Origin of the sequence: Ketogulonicigenium vulgare WSH-001, from assembly GCF_000223375.1 — a bacterium.
Classification (GTDB): Bacteria; Pseudomonadota; Alphaproteobacteria; order Rhodobacterales; family Rhodobacteraceae; genus Ketogulonicigenium; species Ketogulonicigenium vulgare.
In genome coordinates this window covers 935584-961678 of sequence record NC_017384.1, presented here as the reverse complement: position 1 = coordinate 961678, position 26095 = coordinate 935584, and the positions used below count along the sequence as shown (strand labels likewise).

Annotated in this window: 25 protein-coding genes; 18 read left to right on the top strand and 7 right to left on the bottom strand. The window is 60.4% G+C overall.

From position 1 onward, the window contains the following. Positions 1-2 precede the first annotated feature (2 nt). The 5 genes from KVU_RS04790 (at position 3) to KVU_RS04770 (ending at position 5804) form a co-directional block, all read left to right on the top strand. Positions 3-839, top strand: a complete 837-nt coding sequence (locus KVU_RS04790; RefSeq protein WP_013384206.1) for an ABC transporter permease — start codon at positions 3-5, stop codon at positions 837-839. Between the two features lie 2 nt (positions 840-841). After that, a complete protein-coding gene (locus KVU_RS04785) occupies positions 842-1642 on the top strand; it encodes an ABC transporter ATP-binding protein (RefSeq protein ID WP_014537702.1) in 801 nt (266 codons plus the stop codon). 94 nt (positions 1643-1736) lie between these two features. Next, positions 1737-3473, top strand: coding sequence for a DUF1800 domain-containing protein (locus KVU_RS04780; RefSeq protein ID WP_014537701.1), 1737 nt, complete (start codon positions 1737-1739; stop codon positions 3471-3473). Between the two features lie 24 nt (positions 3474-3497). Further along, on the top strand, positions 3498-4733 hold the full coding sequence (locus tag KVU_RS04775) for a DUF1501 domain-containing protein (RefSeq protein ID WP_013384203.1): 1236 nt from the start codon (positions 3498-3500) through the stop codon (positions 4731-4733). A 39-nt stretch (positions 4734-4772) separates the two neighbouring features. Next, on the top strand, positions 4773-5804 hold the full coding sequence (locus tag KVU_RS04770) for an ABC transporter substrate-binding protein (RefSeq protein ID WP_013384202.1): 1032 nt from the start codon (positions 4773-4775) through the stop codon (positions 5802-5804). A 231-nt stretch (positions 5805-6035) separates the two neighbouring features. On the opposite strand, the gene tsf is transcribed toward KVU_RS04770, so the two are convergent. Both tsf and rpsB read right to left on the bottom strand, forming a co-directional pair. Further along, positions 6036-6944, bottom strand: coding sequence for a translation elongation factor Ts (gene tsf / locus KVU_RS04765; protein ID WP_013384201.1), 909 nt, complete (start codon positions 6942-6944; stop codon positions 6036-6038). Between the two features lie 69 nt (positions 6945-7013). After that, complete coding sequence (rpsB, locus tag KVU_RS04760) at positions 7014-7811, bottom strand: 30S ribosomal protein S2 (RefSeq protein WP_013384200.1); 798 nt, start codon at positions 7809-7811, stop codon at positions 7014-7016. Between the two features lie 185 nt (positions 7812-7996). Here rpsB and KVU_RS04755 point away from each other — a divergent pair, with 185 nt between their 5' ends. The 5 genes from KVU_RS04755 (at position 7997) to KVU_RS04735 (ending at position 13839) form a co-directional block, all read left to right on the top strand. Next, positions 7997-8890 (top strand): PfkB family carbohydrate kinase, encoded by an 894-nt coding sequence (locus KVU_RS04755; protein WP_013384199.1) that lies wholly within the window; start codon positions 7997-7999, stop codon positions 8888-8890. Positions 8891-8901: 11 nt separating this feature from the next. Then, on the top strand, positions 8902-9795 hold the full coding sequence (locus tag KVU_RS04750) for a pseudouridine-5'-phosphate glycosidase (protein WP_013384198.1): 894 nt from the start codon (positions 8902-8904) through the stop codon (positions 9793-9795). A 260-nt stretch (positions 9796-10055) separates the two neighbouring features. Beyond that, the gene (locus KVU_RS04745) at positions 10056-11864 is read left to right on the top strand and encodes an extracellular solute-binding protein (protein ID WP_014537699.1); all 1809 of its coding nucleotides are present in this window, start codon (positions 10056-10058) and stop codon (positions 11862-11864) included. Between the two features lie 83 nt (positions 11865-11947). Further along, positions 11948-12607, top strand: coding sequence for a DsbA family oxidoreductase (locus KVU_RS04740; RefSeq protein WP_013384196.1), 660 nt, complete (start codon positions 11948-11950; stop codon positions 12605-12607). A gap of 5 nt (positions 12608-12612) precedes the next feature. After that, a complete protein-coding gene (locus KVU_RS04735; RefSeq protein ID WP_013384195.1) occupies positions 12613-13839 on the top strand; it encodes a multidrug effflux MFS transporter in 1227 nt (408 codons plus the stop codon). A gap of 28 nt (positions 13840-13867) precedes the next feature. Here the strand turns inward: KVU_RS04735 and hflX are convergent, their stop codons facing one another. From hflX to tgt, 4 genes are all read right to left on the bottom strand, one after another. Further along, the gene (gene hflX, locus KVU_RS04730) at positions 13868-15166 is read right to left on the bottom strand and encodes a GTPase HflX (RefSeq protein ID WP_013384194.1); all 1299 of its coding nucleotides are present in this window, start codon (positions 15164-15166) and stop codon (positions 13868-13870) included. Positions 15167-15169: 3 nt separating this feature from the next. Continuing rightward, entirely contained in the window at positions 15170-15403 is a 234-nt protein-coding gene (gene hfq, locus KVU_RS04725; RefSeq protein ID WP_013384193.1) for an RNA chaperone Hfq, read from the bottom strand. Positions 15404-15526: 123 nt separating this feature from the next. Continuing rightward, the gene (lon, locus tag KVU_RS04720; protein WP_014537698.1) at positions 15527-17938 is read right to left on the bottom strand and encodes an endopeptidase La; all 2412 of its coding nucleotides are present in this window, start codon (positions 17936-17938) and stop codon (positions 15527-15529) included. 166 nt (positions 17939-18104) lie between these two features. Further along, positions 18105-19235, bottom strand: coding sequence for a tRNA guanosine(34) transglycosylase Tgt (gene tgt, locus KVU_RS04715; protein WP_013384191.1), 1131 nt, complete (start codon positions 19233-19235; stop codon positions 18105-18107). 121 nt (positions 19236-19356) lie between these two features. Between tgt and KVU_RS04710 the strand changes: the two genes are divergently transcribed. The 6 genes from KVU_RS04710 to infC all read left to right on the top strand — a co-directional run bounded on the left by KVU_RS04710 (position 19357) and on the right by infC (position 23500). Then, entirely contained in the window at positions 19357-19719 is a 363-nt protein-coding gene (locus tag KVU_RS04710) for an SUF system Fe-S cluster assembly protein (RefSeq protein ID WP_013384190.1), read from the top strand. 10 nt (positions 19720-19729) lie between these two features. Beyond that, complete coding sequence (locus tag KVU_RS04705; protein ID WP_013384189.1) at positions 19730-20077, top strand: HesB/IscA family protein; 348 nt, start codon at positions 19730-19732, stop codon at positions 20075-20077. Between the two features lie 147 nt (positions 20078-20224). Continuing rightward, the gene (tpiA, locus tag KVU_RS04700; protein WP_014537697.1) at positions 20225-20980 is read left to right on the top strand and encodes a triose-phosphate isomerase; all 756 of its coding nucleotides are present in this window, start codon (positions 20225-20227) and stop codon (positions 20978-20980) included. Between the two features lie 41 nt (positions 20981-21021). Beyond that, on the top strand, positions 21022-21945 hold the full coding sequence (locus KVU_RS04695) for a cation diffusion facilitator family transporter (RefSeq protein ID WP_013384187.1): 924 nt from the start codon (positions 21022-21024) through the stop codon (positions 21943-21945). 125 nt (positions 21946-22070) lie between these two features. Next, positions 22071-22859: a ferredoxin--NADP reductase gene (locus KVU_RS04690; RefSeq protein ID WP_013384186.1), complete on the top strand. Its 789-nt coding sequence runs from the start codon at positions 22071-22073 to the stop codon at positions 22857-22859. 92 nt (positions 22860-22951) lie between these two features. Continuing rightward, positions 22952-23500 (top strand): translation initiation factor IF-3, encoded by a 549-nt coding sequence (gene infC / locus KVU_RS04685; protein ID WP_044008036.1) that lies wholly within the window; start codon positions 22952-22954, stop codon positions 23498-23500. Positions 23501-23567: 67 nt separating this feature from the next. Here infC and KVU_RS04680 read toward each other — a convergent pair whose 3' ends face one another. Further along, positions 23568-24029: a peptidase S1 gene (locus KVU_RS04680; protein WP_013384184.1), complete on the bottom strand. Its 462-nt coding sequence runs from the start codon at positions 24027-24029 to the stop codon at positions 23568-23570. 324 nt (positions 24030-24353) lie between these two features. Here KVU_RS04680 and pyrC point away from each other — a divergent pair, with 324 nt between their 5' ends. Continuing rightward, positions 24354-25400: a dihydroorotase gene (pyrC, locus tag KVU_RS04675; RefSeq protein WP_044008156.1), complete on the top strand. Its 1047-nt coding sequence runs from the start codon at positions 24354-24356 to the stop codon at positions 25398-25400. A 15-nt stretch (positions 25401-25415) separates the two neighbouring features. Beyond that, positions 25416-26090: an orotate phosphoribosyltransferase gene (locus KVU_RS04670; RefSeq protein WP_013384182.1), complete on the top strand. Its 675-nt coding sequence runs from the start codon at positions 25416-25418 to the stop codon at positions 26088-26090. Positions 26091-26095 lie beyond the last annotated feature (5 nt).

The window sequence follows — 26095 nt, the reverse complement described above, 5'->3', positions numbered from 1 at the left end:
CAATGACCGATGTCGCAACCCCTACCACTCCCGCGCGGGCAGCCATTGCGGCCCGTGCGGCACAGGCCCGCGCAAGGCGCCGGGCGCTTATCATTTCCGCACAGATTGCAATCGCCGTTTTGCTGCTGGCGGGCATGTATGCGCTGAACGGCGCGCAGGGCAATCTGGTCATGCCGCGCCCCGATGCCGTCGCGCGCCAATTCGTGGCGATGACACTGGATGGCACCATTCCGCGCGCACTGGGGCAGACGCTGACGGTGCTGGTTGCGGGCTTTGTGATCTCGGCCGTGACCGGGGTTCTGGGCGGCATTATCCTTGGCGGCTTTCCGACCATCGGCCGCGTGATGGAGCCGTTCGTGAACGCGATCAACGTCACGCCCTCGGCCGCGTTTATCCCGCTGCTGATCGCCTGGTTCAGCCTGTATACCGAGGCGAAGATCGCCCTTGTCTGGCTGGCGGCGTTTTTTCCGATCCTGCTGAATACGACCTCGGGGATTGCCAATGCGAACAAAGACCTGACCGAAATGGCGCAGGCCTTTGGCGCGCGGCGCCGGGCGCTGTTCTGGTCGGTGATGGTGCCGGATGCGCTGCCCTCGATCCTGACAGGGCTGCGCATTGGCGTTGCGATTTCCACCATCGGCACCGTGATTGCAGAGCTGACGATGGCGCAATCCGGCCTTGGAGGTCTGCTGACCGCTGCCGGAAACCGCTTTCAAATGGATCGCTATTTCGCGGTGGTCGTCGTGCTGATGGCGCTGGGGATTCTGATCACATCGGGCATACGGCGGGTCGAGCGTCACTTTGGCCGCTGGCGGATTTCGCAGGCCGAGGGGCGCTGAACATGCTGATTTCCCTGAAAAATGTCGATAAAACCTTTAAAGACGGCAAGGTTGTCGCGCTGGAAAATATCTCGCTGGATATTCGCGCTGGCGAATTTGTCAGTCTGGTCGGGCCCAGCGGTTGCGGCAAAACCACCCTGCTGCGCCTGATCAACGGGCTGATCACGCCCGATGCGGGGCAGGTGCTGTACAAGGGCAAAGCGCCGTCGCCCGAGGCGGATATGGCCATGGTGTTCCAATCCGCGCGCCTGCTGCCGTGGAAATCTGTGGCGGAAAATATCACCTTCGTCCTTGGCCTGCGCGGCATGGCCCGCAAAGACCGCTTGCCCCGCGCGCAGGCTTTGCTGGGTGCGGTGGGCCTGCGCGATTTCGCGGACGCTTTCCCGCATGAACTTTCGGGCGGGATGCAGCAGCGCGTCGGCCTTGCCCGCGCTTTGGCGGTCGAGCCAGAGGTGCTGCTGATGGACGAGCCTTTTGCCGCACTCGACGCCATGACGCGCGAGACTTTGCGCGCCGAGCTTGCCCGTATGTGGGCGCGCAGACGCATGGCCGTTGTCTTTGTCACTCATGATATCGACGAGGCGATCCTGCTGTCGCAGCGCATCGTGATGCTGAAACCACGCCCGGGCCGCATCGATACCATTGTCGATGTCGATCTGCCAGAGGCGCGCTGGGACGGCGATATTCGAGCAAGCGCGGCCTTTACCAGCCTGCGCGCCCAGCTATGGGACCGGATTCACGGCATGGCAGGCGATGGCGCGGTGCTAGAGGAACTGGCGCGGGCGTTTGATGACACCCCATAGGATAATCCTATGGGGTGAATAGGGCGACAGTAGGTCGCAGGCGGATTAGGTCTTCGCGCGTCAGCCTATCAGGTTGATGCACAAGGGAAGACCAATGGATACGCTGCTTTCGCATAACCCTGCCGGGGCCGAGGATTTGACCCAGATCACCCCCTCGGACTGGACGGCGGCGCGCGCCAGCCATCTGCTGGAACGCGCAGGATTTGGCGGAACGCCGAGCGATATCGCCGATCTTGCTGCGATGACGCCCCAAGCTGCGGTCGAGCATCTGCTGCTGGGCGCGGGCACATCCGATCTGCAACCCTTTGACGCATCACCCATTTGGGATGAAACGCTGAAAGATTTTCCCGTCAGCCGTCCCGCCGCGACCGCATTGGCCGAACGCACCGGCTGGGCGATGGGGGTGGCCGTCAAACCCGGCGGCAGTCGTCCGCTGCAACCTGTGACGGATCGGTTCTTTTACTGGCTGCGCGCCACCGTGCTGGAAACGCACCGGCTGGCGAACTGGTGGATGGACCGCATGGTGCGATCAAACCATCCGCTGCAGGAAAAAATGGCGCTGTTCTGGCACGGCCATTTCGCCACCAGCGAAGAAAAGCTGCGCGATTACCGCAAGATCCAGCTGCAGCTAAAAACGCTGCACGCGGGCGGGCTTGGGTCGTTCCGCGATCTGCTGAGCGCCATCGCCAAAGACCCGGCGATGCTGGTGTTTCTGGACGCCGCGCAGAACGTCAAAGGCGCCCCGAACGAGAATTTCGGCCGCGAGGTCATGGAACTCTTCACCATGGGCGTCGGCAATTACACTGAGGACGACATCCGCGAGGCGGCCCGCGCCTTTACCGGCTGGGGCAATGACGATCTGACCTTCGTGATCGACCCCGAGAAACACGACGCGGGCGACAAGCATTTTCTGGGGCAGGTGGGGCCGTTTGACGGCGATGACATCCTGCGCATCATCCTGGATCAAAAGCAGACGGCGATCTATATCGCCCTGAAAATCTATCGCTTTTTCGTGCGCGAGGAAGTCTCGCCCGCTTTTGCCGAACGCTTGGGCGCGCTGCTGCGCGATGGCGATTACCAGATCACGCCATTTCTGCGCGCGATTTTCCTGTCGCAGGATTTCTATGCCGCGCCCTCGGTGGGCACGCATATCAAATCTCCGACCGAGCTGATCATCTCGACCTATCGCAAGCTGGGTGTCCGCGCGCTGCCCGGCGTGCCCGATGCGGGATCGGTCGGCAAGGTGCTGGGGCAGGTGCTGCTTTACCCGCCGACGGTTGCGGGCTGGGGCGAGGGGCGGTCGTGGATCACGCCGGGCCTGTTGTTCGAGCGCGGCAATTTCGCGCAAGACGTGCTGTTCCCCGATATGATCAGCTTCCGCGATCCGCAGCTGAACCCGGGCGCAGAGGTCCGCCGCGTGAACCGTAACATCAATGCCGGTATGGAAATTACCGCCGCAACGCTGGAAGATGGCGCCGCGCCCAGTTCCTCCGCCGGTCTGCGCGAGACATTCAACACCCGCTACGCCAGTCTGATGGGCTGGCAAGAGGCGATGCGCCGCGTGAAGCCCATACCCCGCAGCGCCGCCGATTTCAGCCTGTCCGATATGGTGCGCGACGCGGGCGCAACAACGACCGGCGACGCCGTCGATGTGCTGATGGTCCGCTTTCTTCAGGTTGCGCTGCCCGACAGCGTGCGCACCAGCCTGATCACATCGCTGAATGAACAGCTAGGCACAGAAAACCTCGCCGATGCACAGAGTTACATGGAACACCCGCTGCGGCTGATCGCACACGGGATCATGAGCTCGCCCCAATACCAACTCGCCTGAGCCAGGCGCAGCGGGAGACGACAGATGGCAAAGACACCCAAACTCACCAGTGCCGAACGCGATGGCCTGATCCGCGACGGCTATAGCAGCCTTGTGATGGAGGGGGCAGGCGGCATCACGACCTCGCCGGTCTTCTCAAAGGTCGCGGGGCGCGATCAGGGCGACAAGATCCTTGTGATTGTTGAACTTTCTGGCGGCAATGACGGGTTGAACACGGTCATTCCCTATCAAAACGACGCTTATTATAACGCGCGCCCCCATTTGGGTATCCGCAAGAACAACCTGATCCCCATCGACGACACATTCGGCTTTCAAAAGACGATGACCGGGTTCGAGCGGCTGTTCAAAGACGGCAATATGGGCCTGATCCACGGCGTCGGCTATGATCAGCCCAGCTTTTCGCATTTCTCGTCCATGGCCTTTTGGCAGACCGGCGCGCCCAATAGTGGCGAGGCCTATGGCTGGCTGGGTCGGATGGCGGATGCGCTGGACCCGCTGGGGCATAATGCCAATCTGCTGGTGAATATTGATGATCATCAATCCCTTGCGGTGCGGGCGATGAACCATGTGCCGCTGGTGTTCGACGCGCCCGAAAAGTTCACCCGCCGCGCCTATCACGAACAGGCCGATGTGATGGAGGCGATTGACCGGCGCAGCAACGGGGCAGGGAACGCATCGCTTGATTTCATGATGGATATCGCCGCCAGCGCCAGCCAGTCCGAACAGCTGGTGCGCGATGCGTGGAATGCCTATGCGACGCCGGTGGATTACGGCCTTGTCCGCTTTGGCCTTGAACGCGTGGCCGCGCTGGTCGCCGCCGACTTCCCGACCCGCGTTTACTATGTGCCGTATCGCAATAATGCTTTTGATACGCATGTTTACCAGGGCGATCTTCATGCGCGGCTGTGGTCCTATACATCCGATCACATCGCGGCCTTCGTCGCGGATATGGAGCGGCTAGGGCGGGGCGATGATGTCGTGGTCATGGTCTTTAGCGAATTCGGTCGCCGCGTCGCGGAAAACACCAGCCTCGGCACCGATCACGGCACCGCTGGGCCCGCCTTCATCATCGGCAAGCCCGTTTTGGGCGGGCACTATGGCGCAATGCCCAGCTTGAGTGATCTGGATGATGGCAATCTGAAATATACCACTGATTTCAGGCGGATATATTCAACCTTGATCAAGGGATGGATGGGGCATGACAAAGTCTCGCAGGTGCTGCACGACGACTTTTCACCCTTCAAAATGTTTAAACAATAACAACATCTAACCGTGTGATATTCACACGAGGAGTGAAGAATGAAGAAGCTTTCTCTTGGCGTGGCTTTGGCCGCTCTGGTTGCCGCTGGCCCGTTGGCCGCGCAGGACGCCAATCCGCAGCTGAACGTGGCGCTGGCCGTGATCGATGCTAACTTCAACGTGACCAATGCCTCGGCGTTTCGTCTGGCCGAAAGCATGGGGTACTTTGAGCGTCACGGCGTTGATGTGAACTTCATTACGCTTGACGGCACGCCGCAGGCTGTTGCGGCCCTGCGTTCGGGTGATGTGGATCTGGCCGATATCAGCATTGATGCCGCCATCCGTCTGCGCGCCGAAAACGACATCCCGGTGCGCGGCGTTGTGGCCGTATCCATCGGCAGCGCATTCCTGATTGCGGCGAAATCCGATATTGAAACCGTCGCGGATCTGTCGGGCCGCAGCTTTGCCATCGCGGACAACGGCAGCCTTGATCATACGCTGACCCAAGCCGTAACGCGCGGCTATGATGTGGATCCGGCATCGCTCAACTACGTCGCCATCGGTGCGCCGGATGTGCGCGTCCATGCGCTGGCGGCTGGCCGGGTTGATGCGACAACGGTGTCCTTTGGCACATATTCGTCGATCGCTGGCACCGAAGGCATCCATGTTCTGGTCAATCCGGATGACTTCTCGCAACGCGCGCCGGCGCTGTCTAAATTCGTCGCGGGTCTCGAGCCAGTGCTGGAAGAGAAAGCCGACGCGGTCGAGCGTTTTACAGCAGCTCTGATCGAAGTGTCGCGTGACATGCGCGCCAATCCCGAAGCATGGGTCGATGCCGCGGCAGCTGCGCGCAGCGATCTGTCGCGCGAAAGCCTGGAGCGGACGGTTCAGATCCTTGCTCGTCGCTGGTGCGTGAACGGCTGTCTTGGCGAGGAGGATCTGAGCGGGTCGATCGCGTTCATCTATCAAGGCGCCGATTTCGCCAACACGCCCGTGCTGGGCACGCAGGATCTTGTTGATTTCCGCTTTACCGATGCGGCGATTGCGCAGCTGGGCGTTGCAACGGGCGACGCATTCGACGCACGTAACTGATTTTAACTGGCGCTGCGGCCTATGCTGCAGCGCCAATTGCTTTAATATTACATAATATTGATTAGATGCAATTTTTTCGTAATTTCGTTGATTTCAAGGCAGGAGCGAGGGGTTCCTTGCCCTTCTAAGCCTATATGTTATTCGCATAATCAATATTATGTAATATTAACGAAAAACGCCGCGCAGGATGAACCCACGCGGCGCCTTATTTTCAACGCTTTTCAGCGCAAATCAGCCTTGCAGCGTCTTTGCAACTTCAGCAGCGAAATCTTCTTCGACTTTCTCGATGCCTTCGCCGACAGCGACGCGGGCATAGCCGGTGATCTCGACGCCCGCCTCTGCCGCAGCTTGCGCAACGGTCAGGTCGGGGTTGATGACGAAGGCTTGGTTCAGCAGCGTCACTTCCGACAGGAACTTCTTCATGCGGCCCGGGATGATGTTGTTGTGGATCACAGCATCAGGCTTGGGCTTGGCGGATTCGGCGTTCTCTTCCAGTGCTTTCTGGGTTTGAACAGCCAATTCGCGCTCGAGCACAGCAGCGTCGACGTCAGCTTCCGACAGCGCCAGCGGTGCAGTTGCAGCGATGTGCATTGCGAATTGCTTGCCGATTTCCAGCGCTTTGTCTTCGGGACCGTTCAGCGCAACCAGCACGCCGATACGGCCAAGGCCCTCGGCAGCAGCGTTGTGAACATAGGACACGATGGTCGTGCCTTCCAGAACGTGCAAGCGGCGCAGGTTCAGGTTTTCGCCGATACGTGCGATAGCGTCGGTCAGCACGTCAGCAACGGTCTGGCCGTTCAGCTGGGTGGCTTTCAGCACTTCAACGGTCTCGCCGGTTTCCAGTGCAACCTTGGTGATATCACGCACCAGGTTTTGGAAGTCGACGTTTTTGCCAACGAAGTCCGTTTCCGAGTTGATCTCGACAGCAACACCGCGACCGCCCGAAACGGCAACGCCGATCAGACCTTCAGCAGCGACGCGATCAGCTTTTTTAGCGGCTTTAGCCAGGCCTTTGGTGCGCAGCCAGTCGGTTGCAGCTTCCATATTGCCATCGGTTTCGGTCAGAGCTTTTTTGACATCCATCATGCCTGCGCCCGTCATTTCGCGCAGCTCTTTAACCATTGCGGCGGTGATCGACATGGTCATCTCCATCAAATGGGTTGGGTGCGGGTAGGAGTAAGCCCCCTACCCGACAGTTTCGCGAAAGCCTTAGGCTTGCTCGCCAGCAGCAGCGACAGCGGCGGCGGCAGCGGCTTCTTCAGCCACGGTTGCTTCTGCCAGCACTTCCATGGCGCCCAGATCGACGCCAGCGGCGCCCAGCTGTGCATCCATACCGTCCAGAGCCGCGCGTGCGATCAGGTCGGTGTAAAGAGCGATGGCGCGTGCGGCATCGTCGTTACCCGGGATCACATAGTCAACGCCTTCGGGCGAGCAGTTGGTGTCAACGATCGCCACAACCGGGATACCCAGCTTGTTGGCTTCTTTGATGGCCAGTTGCTCTTTGTTGACGTCGATGACGAACAGCAGGTCAGGAACGCCACCCATTTCGCGGATGCCGCCCAGCGAGGCTTGCAGTTTGGCCTGCTCGCGCTCAAGACCCAGACGCTCTTTCTTGGTCATGCCTTCAAAGCCACGATCCGAGTATTCGTCGATCTGCTTCAGGGCCTGAATGCGCTGGCTGATGGTCTGCCAGTTGGTCAGCGTGCCGCCCAGCCAACGGTGGTTGATGTAGTATTGTGCCGACTTTTCAGCAGCATCGGCGATTGCCGATTGAGCCTGACGCTTGGTGCCGACGAACAGCACACGGCCGCCACGGGCGACGGTGTCGCGCACGACTTGCAGGGCTTTGTCCAGCAGCGGGACAGTCTGCGTCAGGTCAAGAATGTGGATACCATTACGCGAGCCGTAGATGAACTCGCCCATACGGGGGTTCCAGCGCGAGGTTTGGTGACCAAAGTGAACGCCTGCCTCAAGCAGCTGGCGCATGGTGAACTCGGGAAGAGCCATGTTCTTTCCTTTCCGGTTTTATGGCCTAGACGAAGGGTTCAGGGTTTCCCCCAACCGGTGGACCTTGCAGGATTTCTCCCTGCTCGACCCGCCTTCGCCTGTGAAGTGACGCCCCATTAGCCGAAGTGCACGCCCTTGTCCATAGGCCCACTTGCGCAAATCCGCGCGTCGCGGCATCTAAAGCTATGGAAAAAACACCTGATATCCTTTGTATCGGCGCCGTCCTATGGGACATTATCGGCCGCAGTGCCAGCCACATGCGGCTGGGGTCTGACGTGCCGGGGCGCATTACCCGCCTGCCCGGCGGCGTTGCTATGAATATTGCCATGACGCTGGGCCGTTTCGGTATGGCCCCCGCCGTCCTTTGCGCCACCGGTCGCGACGCCGAGGGCGATGCCCTGCTGTCCGAGGCTGAGACCTTTGGCATCATCACCGATTATGCCTATCGCTCGGAAGATCTGCCAACCGACCGCTATATGGCGGTCGAGGGTGCAAATGGCCTGATCGCCGCAATCGCCGATGCGCACTCGCTGGAAGCGGCCGGCGCCAAGATCCTGCGCCCGCTGGAAGATGGCCGTTTGGGCACGCTTGATCGGCCTTGGTCCGGGCCGATTGCGCTTGATGGCAATCTGACGGTCGATCTGCTGCACACAATCGCGCATTCGCCGCTGTTTCGCGCCGCTGATCTGCGCGTCGCGCCCGCAAGTCCCGGCAAGGCCGAGCGGCTTTTGGCACTGGTCGGCCATCCCGGCGTCACCCTCTACGTTAATCTTGAGGAAGCCGGGCTTTTGTGCCAATGCGAGTTCTCCGACAGTAGCGCAGCCGCAATGGGGCTGATGCAACGCGGCGTAACCCATGTTCTGGTGACAGACGGTGGGCGTGCAGCGGCGGACGGGCTATCGGGTGATATCATCACCCATTGTCCGCCTTCGGTGCTGGTGACGCGCGTGACTGGTGCAGGTGATACATTCATGGCGGCGCATATCGTATCCGAACGCGCCGGAATGGACAGGGCCACCAGCCTTGCCCGTGCTGCGAAAGCCGCCGCTACATACGTTTCGGGAGATACACCCCTATGACGACCCTACCCATGGTTTTCGCCCCCGAGGTCGAAGCCGCCCGCGCCGCCGGTCAACCCATCGTCGCGCTGGAATCCACCATCATCACCCATGGCATGCCTTTTCCGCAAAACGTCGAAACCGCACGTCTGGTCGAGGCCGAAGTGCGCGCTCATGGCGCCACCCCCGCGACCATTGCGATCCTGGACGGCACGCTGCATATCGGCCTGACCGATGCGCAGCTTGATCATCTGGGCCAGTTGAAAGACGTGATGAAGGTCAGCCGCGCCGATATGCCGGTCTGCATCGCAATGGGGCGCAATGGCGCGACAACTGTGGCCGCCACGATGATCGCCGCGCATCTGGCGGGGATCAAGGTCTTTGCCACCGGCGGCATCGGCGGTGTCCATCGCGGCGCGGAGACCAGCTATGACATCTCGGCCGATCTGCCGGAACTGGCGCAAACGCCGGTGACTGTGGTTTGTGCCGGGGCAAAGGCGATCCTCGATCTGCCAAAGACCTTTGAATATCTGGAAACTTTGGGCGTGCCGGTGATCGCCTTCGGCCAAGACAACCTGCCCGCCTTCTGGTCGCGCGACAGCGGCATCAAGGCGCCCCTGCGCATGGATGACGCCGCCGATATCGCCCGCGCCGCCCAAATGCGCGCGGCCATGGGCCTGCCGGGCGGCCAATTGGTCGCAAACCCGATCCCGCTCGAGGCAGAGATCACCGCTGATATTCTGGCCCCTCATATCGCCGCCGCCTTGGCCGAGGCAGATCAAGGGTTTATCGCCGCAAAAGCGGTCACGCCCTTCTTGCTGCAACGACTTTTTGAACTGACGGATGGCGCGTCACTGGTCGCCAATATCGCGCTGGTGATGAATAATGCACGTCTGGCGGCAAGAATCGCCGCGGCGCATCACTGATTCGTAGAACTGGCGGATTTCAGCCACTTAGCGGGGGATTGGGATCAATTCCCCGCGAAAGCCAACAAAACAAAGAAAAAAACGCCGGCACAAGGCCGGCGCTAAGTCTTTGAGGCAGGTTTCATACAGGCAAGAAACCTATCGAGCAGTGACTTCTTCATAACCACTTTACCCCTGCGATTCCAGCTAAAAGTTTGAAAAGCCTCAGGTGAGCGGCTATCCTGCCCAAAACGACAAACCATCCATACGGGGCAAGGGAAATGATCACTTTACGCAGGACATGCACGCTCGCGGCCTTCGCGCTTTTACCCAGCTTTGCAGTGGCTGAGGCGCAGCACGGCATCGCCATGTATGGCGCACCTGCCCTGCCCGCCGACTTTACCCACCTGCCCTATGCCAACCCCGATGCGCCCACGGGCGGCCGTGTGGTCACGGCCGAAGTTGGCAGTTTCGACAGCCTGAACCCCTATGTTCTGCGCGGCTCGGTGCCGTGGCAACTGGCCTCGCTGACGGGCGAAAGCCTGATGGGCCGCACGCTGGACGAGCCGTTCACCCTGTATGGCCTGCTGGCCGAAAGCGTCGAGACGCCCGAGGATCGCTCTTGGGTCGAATTCACGCTGAATGCTGCCGCGACCTTTTCCGATGGCACGCCTGTCACGACCCAAGATGTGATCTGGTCGTTTGAAACCCTCGGCACCGCCGGCCATCCGCGTTACGCCACCTTTTGGACCAAGGTCGAAAGCATCGAACCCGTAGGCGAGCGCGGTGTGCGGATCACCTTTAACACGCCCGATCGCGAACTCGCGCTGCTGGCCGCCCTGCGCCCGATTTTGCAAAAAGCACAATGGGAGGGCGTCGATTTCGCCGCCAGCGACGGCTTGCAGCAGATCCCCGTCACCTCTGGCCCCTATGTCATCGACCGGTTTGAGGGGGGCCGCTATGTCAGCCTGCGCCGCAACCCCGATTACTGGGGCGCCGACATTCCGTTTCGCGAAGGCACGATGAATGTCGACGAGGTACGGTTTGAATTCTTTGGCAATGAAACCTCGGCGTTCGAGGCCTTTAAAACGGGCGAAGTGAATTTCACCCGCGAAACCAATGTGCTGCGCTGGAACACGCAATATAGCTTTCCCCGCGTGCAATCGGGCGAGGTTGTGCTGGAAGAGCTGCTGCATCAGCGCCCCACCGGCATGACCGGCCTTGTGATGAACACCCGCCTGCCGCAACTGGCGGATTGGCGCATGCGCGAGGCGCTGATCCAGGCCTTTAACTTTGAATTCATCAATGAGACCGTGAACGGCCAGCCGCAGCCGCGCATTGAAAGCTATTTCGGCAATTCGCCCCTTGGCATGACCGAGGGGCCCGCGACGGGCCGTGTCGCCGAACTGCTGGAACCCTTTGCCGCCGATCTGACCCCCGGCACGCTGGAGGGTTATGCCTTTCCCGTTTCGGATGGCACCGAGCGTAATCGCGCTGGCATCGCGCAGGCGCTATCGCTGTTCGAACAGGCCGGTTGGACGGTCGGCAGCGACGGCGTGATGCGCGACGGCAGCGGCACCGCCTTTACCTTTGAAATCGTCATTGAGACCGGCGCGGGCGAAGTGCAATCCATCGTCGAGATCTATGTGCAGGCGCTGAACCGTCTGGGCATCAATCCCACCGTCAGCGCCATCGACAGCGCGCAATATCGCGAACGCACCGACCGTTACGACTTTGGCATGACCTATTTCCGGCGCGGCCTCTCCCTCAGCCCCGGCAATGAACAATATCTGTATTGGGGGTCCGAGGGCGCCGACACGGTGGGTGGGCGCAACCTGATGGGCGCGCGATCCCCCGCGATTGACGCGATGATCGGCACGCTGCTGACCGCCGATAGCAACGGTGATTTTCTGGCCGCCGCACAGGCGCTGGACCGCGCGCTGACCGCAGGGCGCTATGTCATTCCGTTCTATCAATGGAACGTCGCCCGCATCGCGCATGATGCAACGCTGCATTATCCGGCACATCACCCGCTGTTCGGCGACTGGCCGGGCTGGATGCCCGACGTTTGGTGGTATGAGGCACCCTAACAGGCCCCAAACACAGCAATGTGACCTTGCAATACAGCCGTCAGGGGTCTAGCCAGAACCCACACCCCTGACGGACCGCTGTTATGATAAAGCTCGATATTCTGGGCGACCCGACCGATGCGTGGTCGATGATCGCCCTTGCCGCCTTGCAAGCCGCACTGGCCGAAAGTGGCGAGAACCCCTTTGTCATCGAATGGCATCCGCTGCGGCGTTTTCCCAAACTCGACCCAGCAGGCGCGCCGCGCCACGACGTCCTTGGCGAGGCCTTGGGCGGGCGCGAAGGCGTCGCGCAATATGACCGCGAGGTGATGGAAGCGGCCACCGCCCTCGGCCTCGAGGTGAATATGGACCGCGTCCTGCATCTGCCCAATGCGCTGAATGCGCTGCGTCTGATCCATTGGGCCGGACAAGAGGGCCACCAACTCGACATGGTCGAAGCCCTGCAAACCGCCTATTTTCGCGATGGCGCCGATATTGGCGACATCGACACGCTGGCCGCTATTGCAGCAACGCTGGATATGGACGGCGAGGCGGTCAAACGTCTGCTGTCCGGCCCCGCCGATGCGGCAGAGTTGCGCGAGCGCGAGGCGCATTCACGTAAAATGGGTGTCAAAGCCGTTCCGACCTTTATCGTCGGCAGCCACCACGTTCTTCCCGGCGCGCAACCTCCCGCGCTCTGGCTTTCAGTTATCAAGGATATCATCGCTGAGACCTCCGCCCCGCCGGATGGGACAGTGCATTAAAAACAATGGAAAAAACAGCCTCCTCCTCCACCTCCTCATCCAATCCGCTCGGGCTGGTCGAATTCGTCGCCCTGATGGCGATGCTGAGTGCCGTCGTCGCTTTCTCGATGGATTCGATGCTGCCGCAGATCACGCAGATCGGGCTGGAACTCAGTCCTGACCGCCCGAATCTTAGCTTGCTTATTATTACCAGCTTTACCATGGGCATCGGGATTGGCACGCTATTCGTCGGTATTCTGGCCGACCGCTTTGGGCGCAAGGCCGTCATCGTCGGCGGCCTTGTCATCTATGTCATCGGGGCGCTGATCTCGTGGCAATCGCAATCCATCGTGCCGATGCTGATCGGGCGGTTCATTTCGGGCATGGGCGCAGCCGCGCCGCGGATCGTCTCGATCGCCGTGGTGCGTGACCTGTATCAGGGCCGCGAAATGGCGCGGATCATGTCGATCATCATCACGGTGTTCGGCATCGTGCCCGCGCTGGCACCTGCGGTCGGCGCGCTGATCGCCTTTGCGGGCGGCTGGCGGACGATCTTTTTGTCCTTCTTGCTGCTGGCGCTGGTCTGCTATCTGTGGCTGACGACACGCCTGCCCGAAACGCTGGCACCCAAAGACCGCCGCCCGATCAATATGCCCAGCATTATCAGCGGGATGCGCCAGATCTTTAGCAACCCGATGGTGCGCCTGTCGCTGGTAATCCAAGCACTGCTGTTCGGCACATTGTTCACCATGCTCTCGGCGGGAGAGCCGATCTATCACCGCGTTTACGGTGTGACCGACACCTTCCCGCTTTGGTTCGCCGTCAGCGCGGTCGTCGGGATCATGGGCAGCGTGCTGAACGCGCGGATCGTCATGAAAGTGGCCGTGCGCAATATCGTCATGACCACGCTGGCGGTGCAGATTGCGATCTCGATCCTCTATCTGGTCATCTCGCATCTGAACGTGCCGCAAGAGGTCGAGTTCGGCTTCTTCGTCCTGTGGGCCTCGTCGATCTTTGCCCAAGGCGCGCTGACGATGGGCAATCTGAACTCGGTCGCCATGATGCCGATGGGACATTTGGCCGGACTTGCGGCCTCGGTTCTGGCGGCGGCGGGCACGATCGGCGGCACGATCATCGCGACGCTGATCGGACAACTGATGCGCGACAGCGTGACACCGGTGAATATCGCCATCATTCTGGTGGCCAGCCTGTCACTGTTCCTGGCACGCAAACTGCCGAACCGCGTGATGTAAAAGAAAAGGGGCCGAAAGGCCCCTTTCCTTATTCCGCCTTGCCCATGCCGTCGCGCATCTTATTGAACCGCGCGCTTTGCACCTGGGTCCATTTCAGCGACAGCGTCATGCCGAAATCGTCCCGCACCTCGCCCTCGACCACGCCCTCGGCATAAAGCCAGGCGCGCAATTTGCCGGCGGTATGCGGCAGGCGCAAATCCTCGATCAAGAACGGCGGCGCCAGCGCGGCCGAGATCTGCTCCAGCAGCGCCTCGACACCCTCACCCGTCAGCGCGGATACGGCGATCTTTGCATCCTTGCGCGCAGCCTCGGTCTGGAACGCCTCGCGGCCCGCCTCATCCAGCAAGTCGATCTTGTTCAGCACTTCCAGCATCGGCGCATCTTCGGGCACGCCGATCTGGTGCAGGATCTGCATCACATCACGGGCCTGCTGCGCGGTCTGCGGATGGCTGATGTCGCGCACATGCAAGATCAGATCGGCCTCTAGCACTTCTTCAAGTGTCGCGCGGAAGGCGGCCACCAGTTGCGTCGGCAGATCGGAAATAAACCCCACCGTATCCGACATGATCACCTCTTGCCCATCGGGCAAGGTCAGGCGCCGCATGGTGGGGTCAAGCGTTGCGAAAAGCTGGTCTTTCGCCAGCACATCCGCACCGGTTACACGGTTGAACAGACTGGATTTTCCGGCGTTGGTATAGCCGACCAGCGCCACAATTGGATAGGGCACTTTGGCCCGCGCGGCGCGATGCAGCGCACGGGTTTTCTGCACCTTTTCCAACTGCCGTTCCAGCCGCAAAAGCTGCTCGTCAATGGCGCGGCGGTCGTTTTCACGTTGCGTCTCGCCGGGGCCGCCAACGAAACCGAAACCGCCGCGTTGGCGTTCAAGGTGCGTCCACGCCCGCACCAGCCGCGTGCGCTGATAGGACAAAGCCGCAATCTCGACCTGCAACACACCTTCGCGCGTGCGCGCCCGATCCGAGAAAATCTCGAGGATCAGGCTCATCCGGTCGAGGATCTTGACCCCCCATTCGCGTTCCAGATTGCGCTGTTGCACGGGCGAGAGCGCGCCATCAATCAGCACCAGCTTGACGCCATGGGCTGTGATCCGTTCTTTCAATTCCTGCACTTTGCCGCTGCCGAACAGCATGCCGGCATGCACTTTGGGCAAGCGCACAATTTCAGCCCCCAGAACATCAAGCCCCGGCAGAGCATCTGCCAGGGCCTTTGCCTCATCGAGGGCAGCGTCCGCCTCGCGCCGACTGACATCCGATTTAATCTCGGGATGTACGATCCATGCGGGGGTATCTACCTGCTGGTGGTTCAGCAAAATCTATTCTTCGCCTTCATACAAAGAGATGGGCTGCGCGGGCATAATGGTCGAAATCGCGCTTTTGTAGACCAGTTGCGATTGGCCATCGCGGCGCAGCAGCACGCAAAAGCTATCGAACCACGTAATCACACCTTGCAGTTTCACGCCATTGACCAAGAAAATCGTGACGGGGATTTTGGCTTTGCGGACATGGTTCAAAAACGCGTCCTGCAGGTTCTGTTTATCAGAAGCCATGGATTTTTCCTTTGTTATTGCGGCTGTTTCAGCCGATTTGTTCTTATTCTGTGCAATCGCGCGCCTGCCGTCAAGCTGGCGCAGGATGCAAGGTAGGCGCCCCCGAAGGGGCGCCCCAGTTGGTTAATGGGCGATGCCGATACCTTCGCCGCCCGACCGCGATTGCTGCGCGGCAAGGGCTGCGGCTTCCTCGGCCTCTTCGTCCCATTCGATCGGCTCGGGCTGACGGGTCAGCGCACGGGCCAGCACTTCGGACACATGGTGTACAGGCACGATTTCCAGACCCAGCTTCACATTCTCAGGAATGTCGGCCAGATCCTTTTCGTTCTCAATCGGGATGAACACCGTCTTGACGCCTGCCCGCAGCGCAGCCAGCAGCTTTTCTTTCAGACCGCCGATGGGCAGCGCATTGCCGCGCAGGCTCACTTCACCCGTCATGGCAATATCCTTGCGCACCGGAATCCCGGTCATCACCGATACCATCGAGGTCACCATCGCAAGACCGGCCGAAGGCCCGTCTTTCGGGGTGGCACCATCGGGGACGTGCACGTGGATATCCACCTTGTCAAAGCGGGTGGGCTTCACCCCCAGCTTTGGCGCGATCGAGCGGACATAGCTGGCCGCCGTCTCGATGGATTCCTTCATCACGTCGCCCAGCTTGCCGGTGACCTTCATGCGACCTTTACCCGGCAGACGCAGGGCTTCGATCTGCAAGATGTCGCCGCCAACCGAGGTCCAGGCGAGACCGGTGACAACACCGACCTGATCCTCTTTCTCGGTCAGACCCCAACGGAAACGCTTCACGCCCAAGAAGTCATTGATGTTTTCCGCAGTCACCTCAATGGATTCTGCTTCGCCCTTAATGATCTTGGTCACGGCCTTGCGGGCCACTTTGGCGATCTCGCGCTCGAGGTTACGGACGCCAGCCTCGCGGGTATAGCTGCGGATGATTTCCTGCAGCGCATCATCCGAGATGCTGAATTCCTTGGGCTTCAAGCCGTTGTTTTTCAACTGCTTGTCGACCAGATACTGGCGGGCGATCTCGCGCTTTTCGTCTTCGGTGTAACCCGAAAGCGAGATGATCTCCATCCGGTCCAGCAGGGGCCCGGGCATATTGTAGCTGTTCGCGGTCGTGATGAACATCACGTTCGACAGATCGTATTCCACCTCAAGGTAGTGGTCGACGAAGGTGTTGTTCTGTTCCGGGTCCAGCACCTCGAGCAGGGCCGATGCGGGGTCGCCACGATAATCCTGCCCCATCTTGTCGATTTCATCGAGCAGGATGAGCGGGTTCGTCGTTTTGGCCTTTTTCAGCGCCTGAATGATCTTGCCGGGCATCGAGCCGATATACGTCCGACGGTGACCGCGGATCTCGCTTTCATCATGCACACCGCCAAGGCTGATGCGGATGAATTCGCGCCCCGTGGCCTTTGCAATCGACTTACCCAGCGAGGTTTTACCCACGCCCGGAGGGCCGACCAGCGTCAGGATCGGGCCTTTCAGCTTGTCACTGCGGCTTTGCACGGCCAGGAATTCGACGATGCGTTCCTTGACCTTTTCAAGGCCGTAGTGATCGGCGTTCAGGATGGCCTCGGCTTTGGGCAGATCTTTCTTGACGCGGGATTTCACACCCCACGGCACGCCCAGCAGCCAGTCCAGATAGTTGCGCACGACCGTCGCCTCTGCCGACATCGGCGACATCGACTTCAGCTTTTTCAGCTCGGCTTCGGCCTTTTCACGGGCCTCTTTCGACAGCTTGGTCTTGGCGATCTTTTCTTCCAGCTCGCCCAGCTCGTTGCTGCCGTCCTCGCCCTCGCCCAGCTCCTTCTGAATGGCCTTCATCTGCTCATTCAGATAATATTCGCGCTGGGTGCGCTCCATCTGCGATTTGACGCGCGACTTGATCTTCTTCTCGACCTGCAGCACCGACATTTCGCCGTCCATCAGGCCATAGACCTTTTCCAGACGGGCCGAGACGGTCAGCGTTTCCAGCAGTTCCTGCTTTTGCGCGACATCAATGCCAAGGTGTCCGGCAACCAGATCCGCCAGACGTGCGGGTTCGGTCGCCTCGACAACAGCGGCAATGGCCTCTTCGGGGATATTCTTTTTAACCTTAGCGTAACGCTCGAAATCTTCGGCGACCGAACGCAGCAAAGCATCGACCACTTCGCCATCGCCGAGGGTCTCGTCCAGCGGCTCGGCATGGGCCTCAAAGAAACGGTCGTTCTCGACGAAATCGGTGATGCGCACGCGGGTTTTACCCTCGACCAGCACTTTCACCGTGCCATCGGGCAGCTTCAGCAGTTGCAGCACATTCGCCAACACGCCTGTGCGATAGATTCCGTCAATGCCGGGATCATCGACGCCTGCATCCATTTGGCTGGACAGCAGGATCTGACGATCCTCAGACATGACCTCCTCCAGCGCCCGCACGGATTTCTCGCGCCCCACAAACAGCGGCACGATCATATGCGGAAACACCACGATGTCGCGCAACGGCAGCACCGGGTAGGAAGGGCTGAAGTGATCGTTCATCTTATTTCCTTTCCTAGGCAGGATGGACTTGGCCCCAAAAGTGGCAGCCCTTGCGCCATCCCCTCTTTCACTGACCAGATCTGGTAGCGCGGGGCTGCCAATTCAAGTCATCCCCTCCACCTTGAACAACGGGCGGAGGTTCTGCAAGTGTTCGATTGGTTCAAATTTAAAGCGGATCGATATCGCCTTGCGCGCGCTTGGCATGGAAATCAGCCTCGAACGCGGCAAAACGGCCGGCGGCGATTGCCGCGCGCATCCCTGCCATCAACTCTTGATAGTAATGCAGGTTATGCCACGTCAGCAGCATCCCCGAGATCATCTCTTGCGAGCGGAAGACGTGATGCAGATAGGCGCGGCTGTATTTGCTGCAGGCCGGACAGGTGCAGTTTTCATCCAAGGGGCGTGGATCATCCGCATGACGGGCGTTCTTGATATTGACCTGACCGCGATGCGTCCAGGCCTGCCCCGTGCGCCCCGAACGGCTAGGCAGCACGCAATCCATCATATCGACGCCGCGCTTGACGGCGCCCACGATATCATCGGGCTTGCCGACGCCCATCAGATAGCGCGGCTTGTCGGTGGGCAGCATATCGGGCGCGTAATCCAGCACGCCGAACATCGCCTCTTGCCCCTCGCCCACGGCCAGACCGCCAATGGCGTAGCCGTCGAATTCAATGGCGCGCAAAGCGTCTGCGGATTCGCCGCGCAGGCTTTCTGTCACGCCGCCTTGCTGGATACCGAACAAAGCATGGCCCGGGCGATCACCGAACGCATCGCGCGAGCGCTGCGCCCACCGCATCGACATACGCATCGACTGGGCCACGGTTTCCTCGGTTGCGGGCAGCGCGGGGCATTCATCAAAAGCCATCACGATATCCGAGCCGAGCAGCTTTTGGATTTCCATGCTGCGCTCGGGGCTGACGAAATGGCGCGAGCCGTCGACATGGCTGGAAAAGGTCACGCCTTCCTCGGTCAGCTTGCGCAAACCGGCCAGCGACATGACCTGAAAACCGCCCGAATCCGTCAAGATCGGCTTTTCCCAGTTCATGAACCTGTGCAATCCGCCCAGACGGTCGATCCGCTCGGCCGTCGGGCGCAGCATCAGGTGATAGGTATTGCCCAGCAAAATATCGGCGCCAGTGGCGGCGACAGACTCGGGCATCATCGCCTTGACCGTCGCAGCAGTGCCCACCGGCATAAACGCAGGCGTGCGGATTTCGCCGCGCGGCGTTGAAATAACGCCCACACGCGCCTTGCCATCCGTCCCGTTCAGGGTGAAACTGATACCGCTCGCCATAATCCGTCCTATTCGTTGAGGGCGCCTTTTAGACCGCAAGCCCGCCAAAGGAAAGGCACCCCGCCTTTACCTTTGCCCTGCCCGCACCTATATTTGCGACAACACGTTCTCAGAGGCTGCCATGTCCGATACAACCGTCCCGTTCGAGGGTGATCCCCTGATCGCCCCCTCCAGCACCGACCATCCTTTGTATGAGTCGATTGTCGAGGCATGCCGCACCGTTTACGATCCGGAAATCCCGGTGAATATCTATGACCTCGGCCTTGTCTATACGATTGATATCAACGACGAATCCGAAGTGAATATCGCGATGACCCTGACCGCCCCCGGCTGCCCCGTTGCGGGCGAGATGCCCGGCTGGGTTGCGCAGGCGATTGAACCTTTGCCCGGCGTCAAACAGGTCGATGTCAATATCGTCTGGGAGCCGCAATGGGGCATGGCGATGATGTCGGACGAGGCGCGCCTCGAACTTGGCTTCATGTAAGGAACGGATCATGTTCGCAATTCCCGGCAAGCAAGCCGTCTCGCTTACCCCCGCCGCCGCCACGCGCATTCGCGCGCTGATGGAGACTGCGGGCCATGCTGGCCTGCGCCTTGGCGTGAAAAAGGGCGGCTGTGCGGGCATGGAATATACGATGGAATACGCAGATCAGGTGAACCCGCTGGACGAGATCGTCGATCAAGACGGCGCGCGCGTCATGATCGCGCCGATGGCACAGATGTTCCTGTTCGGCACCGAGATCGACTTTGAGGACACGCTGCTGCACACCGGCTTTAAATTCAACAACCCCAATGTTGTCGAAGCCTGCGGCTGCGGCGAGTCGATTAAGTTCGCAGTTTAAGCCAACTGCCGGCTAAGTTTGCAGTTTAATCGCACTGCCGGTAAATTTGCAGTTTAAGCAAACTGTTAGGGTTAACCGTTAGGGTTATCAGGGTTTCTGACCCTCCCCGCTGCTGTTAGACGACCCAAAGACATATCGGAGGGGCTTATGCGTCGTAAAATTGCTGCGGGTAACTGGAAGATGTTTGGCACGGTGGCGGATCTGTCGCAGATCGCAGCCATCGCCACGGGCGCCGACAAAGCTGTCGATACGCTGATCTGCCCACCTGCCACGCTGATCGCCGCCGCCGCCCCCCATGCCGCAGCCAGCTTCGCCATCGGCGGTCAGGATTGCCACCCGTTGCAAAGCGGCGCCTATACGGGCGAGATTTCGGCCCTGATGCTGCGCGACGCGGGCGCAACCCATGTCATCGTCGGCCATTCCGAACGCCGCCGCGATCATGCCGAGACCAATGACCTTGTCCGCGCCAAAGCCGGTGCCGCATTGGAAGCGGGTCTGACCGCCGTGATCTGCGTTGGCGAAAGCCTCGAGCAGCGCGAAGCGGGCATCACATTGGACGCCATCACCGCAGAACTCGAGGCCTCGCTGCCCGAGGGATGCGTGGGCGGCAACACCATCGTCGCCTATGAGCCGCTCTGGGCTGTGGGTACCGGTCTGATCCCGACCCCTCAGCAAATCGCCGAAGTGCATGGCCGCATCCGCGCTATCTTGCGCGCGCGCTTTGGGCACGAGGCCGAGATGATCCGCATCCTTTACGGCGGCTCGGTCAAAGCCTCGAACGCGGCCGAGATTTTCGCGGCCGCCGATGTCGATGGCGCGCTGGTGGGCGGCGCGAGTCTGAAGGCCGCAGACTTCCTGCCGATCATCGCGGCGCTCGCGGCTGCGGCACTGGTCACCGCTTAAGCCTTGCCATCTGGCGCAGGGCCTGCGACATCCAGTCTATCATGACCGAAGAAGTAATCCTGCGCCGCTCCATCATTGCCACATTCATCATTGCCGCCTATGGGGTCACCCTCGGGCTATGGTCAGGCTCTGCCGCTGTCATTTTTGACAGCGCCTATTCGCTGATCGACGCCTCGATGACGGTGCTGTCGCTGGTGGTCGCCTCGCTGATCCTGCGCTCTGCCGCGCCGGACGGGTTGTCGCACCGGCTGCGCAGCCGGTTCAGCATGGGGTTCTGGCATCTGGAGCCCATCGTGCTGGCGTTGAACGGCATGATGCTGATCATCATCTCGGCCTATGGGCTGATGAACGCGATCATCAGCATCGGCCACGGCGGGCGCGAGCCTGACTTTGGCATCGGCCTGATCTATGCCGTCACGACGCTGTTCGTTTATTTCGGCATGATGGCGTGGGAGACCCGCCACAATCGCCGCATCAAATCCGAACTGATCGCGCTGGATATCCGCTCGTGGCTGATGGGCGGATCGATCACCGCCGCGCTGCTGGTCTCGTTCGTCATCGCGCTGATCTTGCAGCGCACCGAACATGCGTGGATGGTGCCCTATGTCGATCCGGTCATTCTGGCGGTGATCTCGCTGGGGCTGATGCCGCTGCCGATCCCTATCGTGCGTCAGGCGTTCTCTGAAATTTTCCTGATGACTCCGATGGAGTTAAAGGCCGATGTTGATGCAATATGCGAACGCGCGGTCGCGCAGCATGGCTTTTTGGATTACCGCGCCTATGTCGCCAAGATCGGCCGCGGCTTGCAGATCGAGATTTACTTTATCGTCGCCCCCGACACCCCAACCCAAAGCATCACGGCATGGGATGCGCTGCGCAATGATATTGCCACCCAGATCGGCCAACCCGGCCCTGACCGCTGGCTGACGATCGTCTTTACCGCCGATCACGCCTGGGCAGAGTAAACGGGCCGAATAGCGGGTTGCACCCCCGCGCGCGCGCGCATATGCGAGCATCAAAAGCGCGGCCCAGCCTTTTCCTTTCCGCCCGGCCTGCCTATAACCCCCATAAATAGTTGAGAGGAATTCCCATGGCGGAAGGCAGCAAGATCATCTCGCCCGATGTGCAGACGGTGACCAAGGTGACGCATTATTCGGACGGGCTATTTGCCTTTCGTATGACGCGCCCGCAAAGCCTGCGCTTCCGCTCGGGCGAGTTCGTGATGATCGGCCTGCCCGGCGATAATGGCAAGCCGATCCTGCGCGCCTATTCGATTGCCTCGCCCTCTTGGGATGAGGAACTCGAGTTCTATTCGATCATCGTCCCGGACGGCCCGCTGACCTCGCGCCTGCAGCATATCAAGGAAGGCGATCAGATCATTCTGCGCCCCAAGCCGGTGGGCACCTTGGTACTGGATGCGCTGACGCCCGCCAAACGTGTCTATTTCTTTGCAACTGGCACCGGCTTTGCGCCCTTTGCCTCGCTGCTGCGCGACCCCGAGACCTATGAGCGTTTCGAGGAAGTGATCATCACCCATACCTGCCGCGAAGTGGCCGAGTTGACCTATGGTCGCCAGCTGCTAGAGGATCTGGCCAATGACCCGCTGATCGGCGAATTCGCCCATCAGGTGAAATACTATCCCACCACCACGCGCGAGGAGAGCGCCAAGATGGGCCGTATCACCGCACTGATCGAAAGCGGGCAGATGTTCACCGATCTTGGCCTGCCGCCGCTCGATCCGGCGGTGGATCGCGCCATGGTTTGCGGCAACCTTGCCTTTAACCTCGATATCAAGGCGCTGCTGGAAAAAGCCGGTCTGCGCGAGGGTGCAAATTCCGATCCGGCCGAATTCGTCATCGAAAAGGCCTTCGTTGATTGATTATCGGGGCCTTGGCCCCGAATTGAGGTTGAAAGCCGCGCGCCACGGCACTATTTTGCGCGCCAAAGCCTAATGTCAAAAGGAACAAAGTCATAGGACGTAGACCGCATAACGCGCCGCCCACACGCGAAACCGGACCCCGGATCAACGAGCGTATCCGTGGGGGTGACATCCGCCTGATTGGCGCGGACGGAGAAAATATCGGCGTCGTCTCGCCCGAGCGTGCGCTGATGCTTGCAGAAGAAGCTGGCCTCGACTTGGTCGAAATTTCGCCCAACGCCGTGCCGCCGGTCTGTAAGATCATGGACTTTGGTAAATACAAATACGAGACCCAGAAGAAAGAGGCCGAAGCGCGCCGCAATCAAAAGGTCATCGAGATCAAGGAAGTCAAATTCCGCCCCAACACCGATACGCATGACTATGATGTCAAAATGCGCTCGGTGCTGAAATTCCTGGGCGAAGGCGACAAGGTCAAAGTCACGCTGCGTTTTCGTGGTCGCGAAATGGCGCACCAGGATCTGGGCCGCCAATTGCTGGACCGCGTGGCCGAAGATGTGAAGGCCGAGGGTAAAGTCGAAAGCATGCCCAAGCTGGAAGGTCGCCAGATGGTCATGATGATCGGGCCGGCACCTGCCAAATAAGGCATCCGCGACATAGGGCGTCAGCCTGATGGAATAAGGGCCGCGCGATCTGCGCGGCCCTTTTGCATTAGTAAGGCAGTTCGGTGATGATCAACGTGCCATTGGGATAGCTGCCCTCGGTGATCGTGCCGACCCAGATGTCGTAAAGACCGGCGGGGGCATTCTCGATCACGATGGCGGGGTTCAGGCCTTTGTAATCGTCATTGTAATACCATTCCCATTGCTGGCCGTTCACCAGCAGGACGGTGTCCTCGTCCGATTCAAAGGCGATGGTCAGCGTGCCGTTGCCCTCCCAATACAGATCGTAATCGGGCGCCTCGCTGATAAAGCCGATACCCGGCTCTTCGGTGCAGGTGCTGAGGTTGATCGGGCCACCCGCCGCCATGTCCAGCGTATGGGGATCGGGCATAAAGCCAGCGGCCAGGGTCACATCGCCATAGCTCGGCGGCAGTTCCCAGTTGGTGCAGGCCAAAGCCGATGTTGCGCTCAGCGCCAAAGCGGCGACCGCGCCGGTAATTAAGGTCTTCACGTCTCTCTCCATTCCCAAAAGTCTTTGCTTTAGAAACGATTATCGACCTGATGGTCAAGTATTCACTCTCGCGTAGGTTAACGCGGGCGTGACATGCGGCGGTATTCCGCCTTCGCCGCTATCTTCCCCGCCCTCTTCCCCGCGGGGAAAACGCTCGTTGCATTCAGCCCTTATTTACGCAACGCCGCCTGACGATTGCGGCACATTCGCGCAATCAAAGCGTGGAAAGAAAAAACGCGGCGGGCTATACAGTCGCTACCCTTGCCCTTGGGCGTGAAATCCCGCATGGGCATCAGACTGCACCTGTTTCCAAAAGCGATGGCTATGACACAGACGATCACCTTGCGCCGCCCCGATGACTTTCATTTGCATCTGCGTGATGGCGCGATGTTGCAGGCTGTCCTGCCCGAAACCACCCGCGATTTCGCCCGCGCGCTGATCATGCCCAATCTGGTGCCGCCGGTCGTCACCGCCGCCCAAGCGGCCGCCTATCGCGAGCGTATCCTGTCCGCCCTGCCCGCAGGCGCGGATTTCACCCCGCTGATGACGCTGTATCTGACCGAAGATACCGATCCGAACGATCTGGCCCGCGCCCATGCCGAGGGGATCGCCGTTGCCGTAAAGCTTTACCCCGCAGGCGCGACGACGAATTCGCATTCGGGCGTGCATAATTTCGACAAAGTGCGCCCCGTGCTGGAAAAGATGGCCGAGATCGGCATGCCGCTGTGCACGCACGGCGAGGTGACCGACCCCGAGGTTGATATTTTCGACCGCGAAGCCGTGTTTATCGACCGCGTGCTAGAGCCGATCCGCGCCGCGACCCCGGGCCTGCGCGTCATCATGGAACATATCACCACCCGCACCGCCGTCAGCTATGTGCGCGGCGCGACGGGCGGCGATCTGGCGGCCAGCATCACGATGCACCACCTGATCATCAACCGGAACCATATTCTGGCGGGCGGCATCAAGCCGCATTACTACTGCCTGCCGGTCGCCAAACGCGAAACGCACCGCCTTGCGCTGGTCGAGGCGGCAACCTCGGGCGATGGCCGGTTCTTCCTTGGCACTGATAGCGCGCCGCACACCGATGCGAACAAGCTGCTGCCCTGCGGCTGCGCCGGCTGCTTTACCGCCACCAATACCATGTCCTGTCTTGCCGAAGTGTTCGAGCGCGAGAATGCGCTGCAGCACCTCGAGGCGTTTACCGCGCTGAACGGCGCGGCGCATTACCGTCTGCCGGCAAACACCGGCACGCTGACGCTGACCCGCAGCGAGGCGCCCGTCAGCTTCCCCAGCCATATTGAAACCGGCGACGGCCCCGTTACCGTCTTTGACCCCGGTTTTGCGCTGCATTGGCGCGTCGCAGAATAAAGAAAGGCCCCTTTGATGATCCCGACTTCTTATCCGCCCAAGGAAGAAATCGCCCGCCTCTCGGCGCGGATGCTGCTGGAAATCGGCGCGGTGCATTTCAACGCGCGCGCGCCCTTTACCCATGCCAGCGGTAAAAAGGCCCCGACCTATATCGACTGCCGCAAGCTGATCTCCTATCCGCGTATCCGCTCGACCCTGATGGATTTCCTGACCATCACCGTGATGCGCGATGCCGGTTTCGAGGCGTTCGACAATATCGCAGGCGGTGAGACGGCGGGCATTCCCTTTGCCGCTTTTGTGGCCGAGCGTATGGCCCTGCCGATGACCTATGTGCGCAAAAAGCCCAAGGGCTATGGCCGCAATGCCCGGATTGAGGGCGCGATGTCCGAGGGCCAGCGCGTCCTGCTGGTCGAGGATCTGACCACGGATGGCGGCTCGAAACTGTCGTTTGTGGATGCGATCCGCGACACCGGCGCGACCTGTGGCCATACGGCGGTGATCTTTTATTACGACATCTACGAAGGCGTCCATGAGACGCTGGGCGCGGCTGGCATCAAGCTGCACCACCTGTGCACCTGGTGGGATGTTCTGGCCGAGGCGCGTGCCCAAGAGCTGTTCGACGACGAGACGCTTTCGGGTGTCGAAAGCTTCCTGAAAGACCCCGCCGCATGGCAGGCCGCAAACCCGTAAGGAGC

Excerpts from the sequence above, each read along its gene's own strand:
- KVU_RS04790 (WP_013384206.1), top strand. The coding sequence starts at position 3 with ATGACCGATGTCGCAACCCCTACCACTCCCGCGCGGGCAGCCATTGCG.
- KVU_RS04785 (WP_014537702.1), top strand. The coding sequence starts at position 842 with ATGCTGATTTCCCTGAAAAATGTCGATAAAACCTTTAAAGACGGCAAG.
- KVU_RS04780 (WP_014537701.1), top strand. The coding sequence starts at position 1,737 with ATGGATACGCTGCTTTCGCATAACCCTGCCGGGGCCGAGGATTTGACC.
- KVU_RS04775 (WP_013384203.1), top strand. The coding sequence starts at position 3,498 with ATGGCAAAGACACCCAAACTCACCAGTGCCGAACGCGATGGCCTGATC.
- KVU_RS04770 (WP_013384202.1), top strand. The coding sequence starts at position 4,773 with ATGAAGAAGCTTTCTCTTGGCGTGGCTTTGGCCGCTCTGGTTGCCGCT.
- tsf (WP_013384201.1), bottom strand. The coding sequence starts at position 6,944 with ATGTCGATCACCGCCGCAATGGTTAAAGAGCTGCGCGAAATGACGGGC.
- rpsB (WP_013384200.1), bottom strand. The coding sequence starts at position 7,811 with ATGGCTCTTCCCGAGTTCACCATGCGCCAGCTGCTTGAGGCAGGCGTT.
- KVU_RS04755 (WP_013384199.1), top strand. The coding sequence starts at position 7,997 with ATGGAAAAAACACCTGATATCCTTTGTATCGGCGCCGTCCTATGGGAC.
- KVU_RS04750 (WP_013384198.1), top strand. The coding sequence starts at position 8,902 with ATGGTTTTCGCCCCCGAGGTCGAAGCCGCCCGCGCCGCCGGTCAACCC.
- KVU_RS04745 (WP_014537699.1), top strand. The coding sequence starts at position 10,056 with ATGATCACTTTACGCAGGACATGCACGCTCGCGGCCTTCGCGCTTTTA.
- KVU_RS04740 (WP_013384196.1), top strand. The coding sequence starts at position 11,948 with ATGATAAAGCTCGATATTCTGGGCGACCCGACCGATGCGTGGTCGATG.
- KVU_RS04735 (WP_013384195.1), top strand. The coding sequence starts at position 12,613 with ATGGAAAAAACAGCCTCCTCCTCCACCTCCTCATCCAATCCGCTCGGG.
- hfq (WP_013384193.1), bottom strand. The coding sequence starts at position 15,403 with ATGGCTTCTGATAAACAGAACCTGCAGGACGCGTTTTTGAACCATGTC.
- lon (WP_014537698.1), bottom strand. The coding sequence starts at position 17,938 with ATGAACGATCACTTCAGCCCTTCCTACCCGGTGCTGCCGTTGCGCGAC.
- tgt (WP_013384191.1), bottom strand. The coding sequence starts at position 19,235 with ATGGCGAGCGGTATCAGTTTCACCCTGAACGGGACGGATGGCAAGGCG.
- KVU_RS04710 (WP_013384190.1), top strand. The coding sequence starts at position 19,357 with ATGTCCGATACAACCGTCCCGTTCGAGGGTGATCCCCTGATCGCCCCC.
- KVU_RS04705 (WP_013384189.1), top strand. The coding sequence starts at position 19,730 with ATGTTCGCAATTCCCGGCAAGCAAGCCGTCTCGCTTACCCCCGCCGCC.
- tpiA (WP_014537697.1), top strand. The coding sequence starts at position 20,225 with ATGCGTCGTAAAATTGCTGCGGGTAACTGGAAGATGTTTGGCACGGTG.
- KVU_RS04695 (WP_013384187.1), top strand. The coding sequence starts at position 21,022 with ATGACCGAAGAAGTAATCCTGCGCCGCTCCATCATTGCCACATTCATC.
- KVU_RS04690 (WP_013384186.1), top strand. The coding sequence starts at position 22,071 with ATGGCGGAAGGCAGCAAGATCATCTCGCCCGATGTGCAGACGGTGACC.
- pyrC (WP_044008156.1), top strand. The coding sequence starts at position 24,354 with ATGACACAGACGATCACCTTGCGCCGCCCCGATGACTTTCATTTGCAT.
- KVU_RS04670 (WP_013384182.1), top strand. The coding sequence starts at position 25,416 with ATGATCCCGACTTCTTATCCGCCCAAGGAAGAAATCGCCCGCCTCTCG.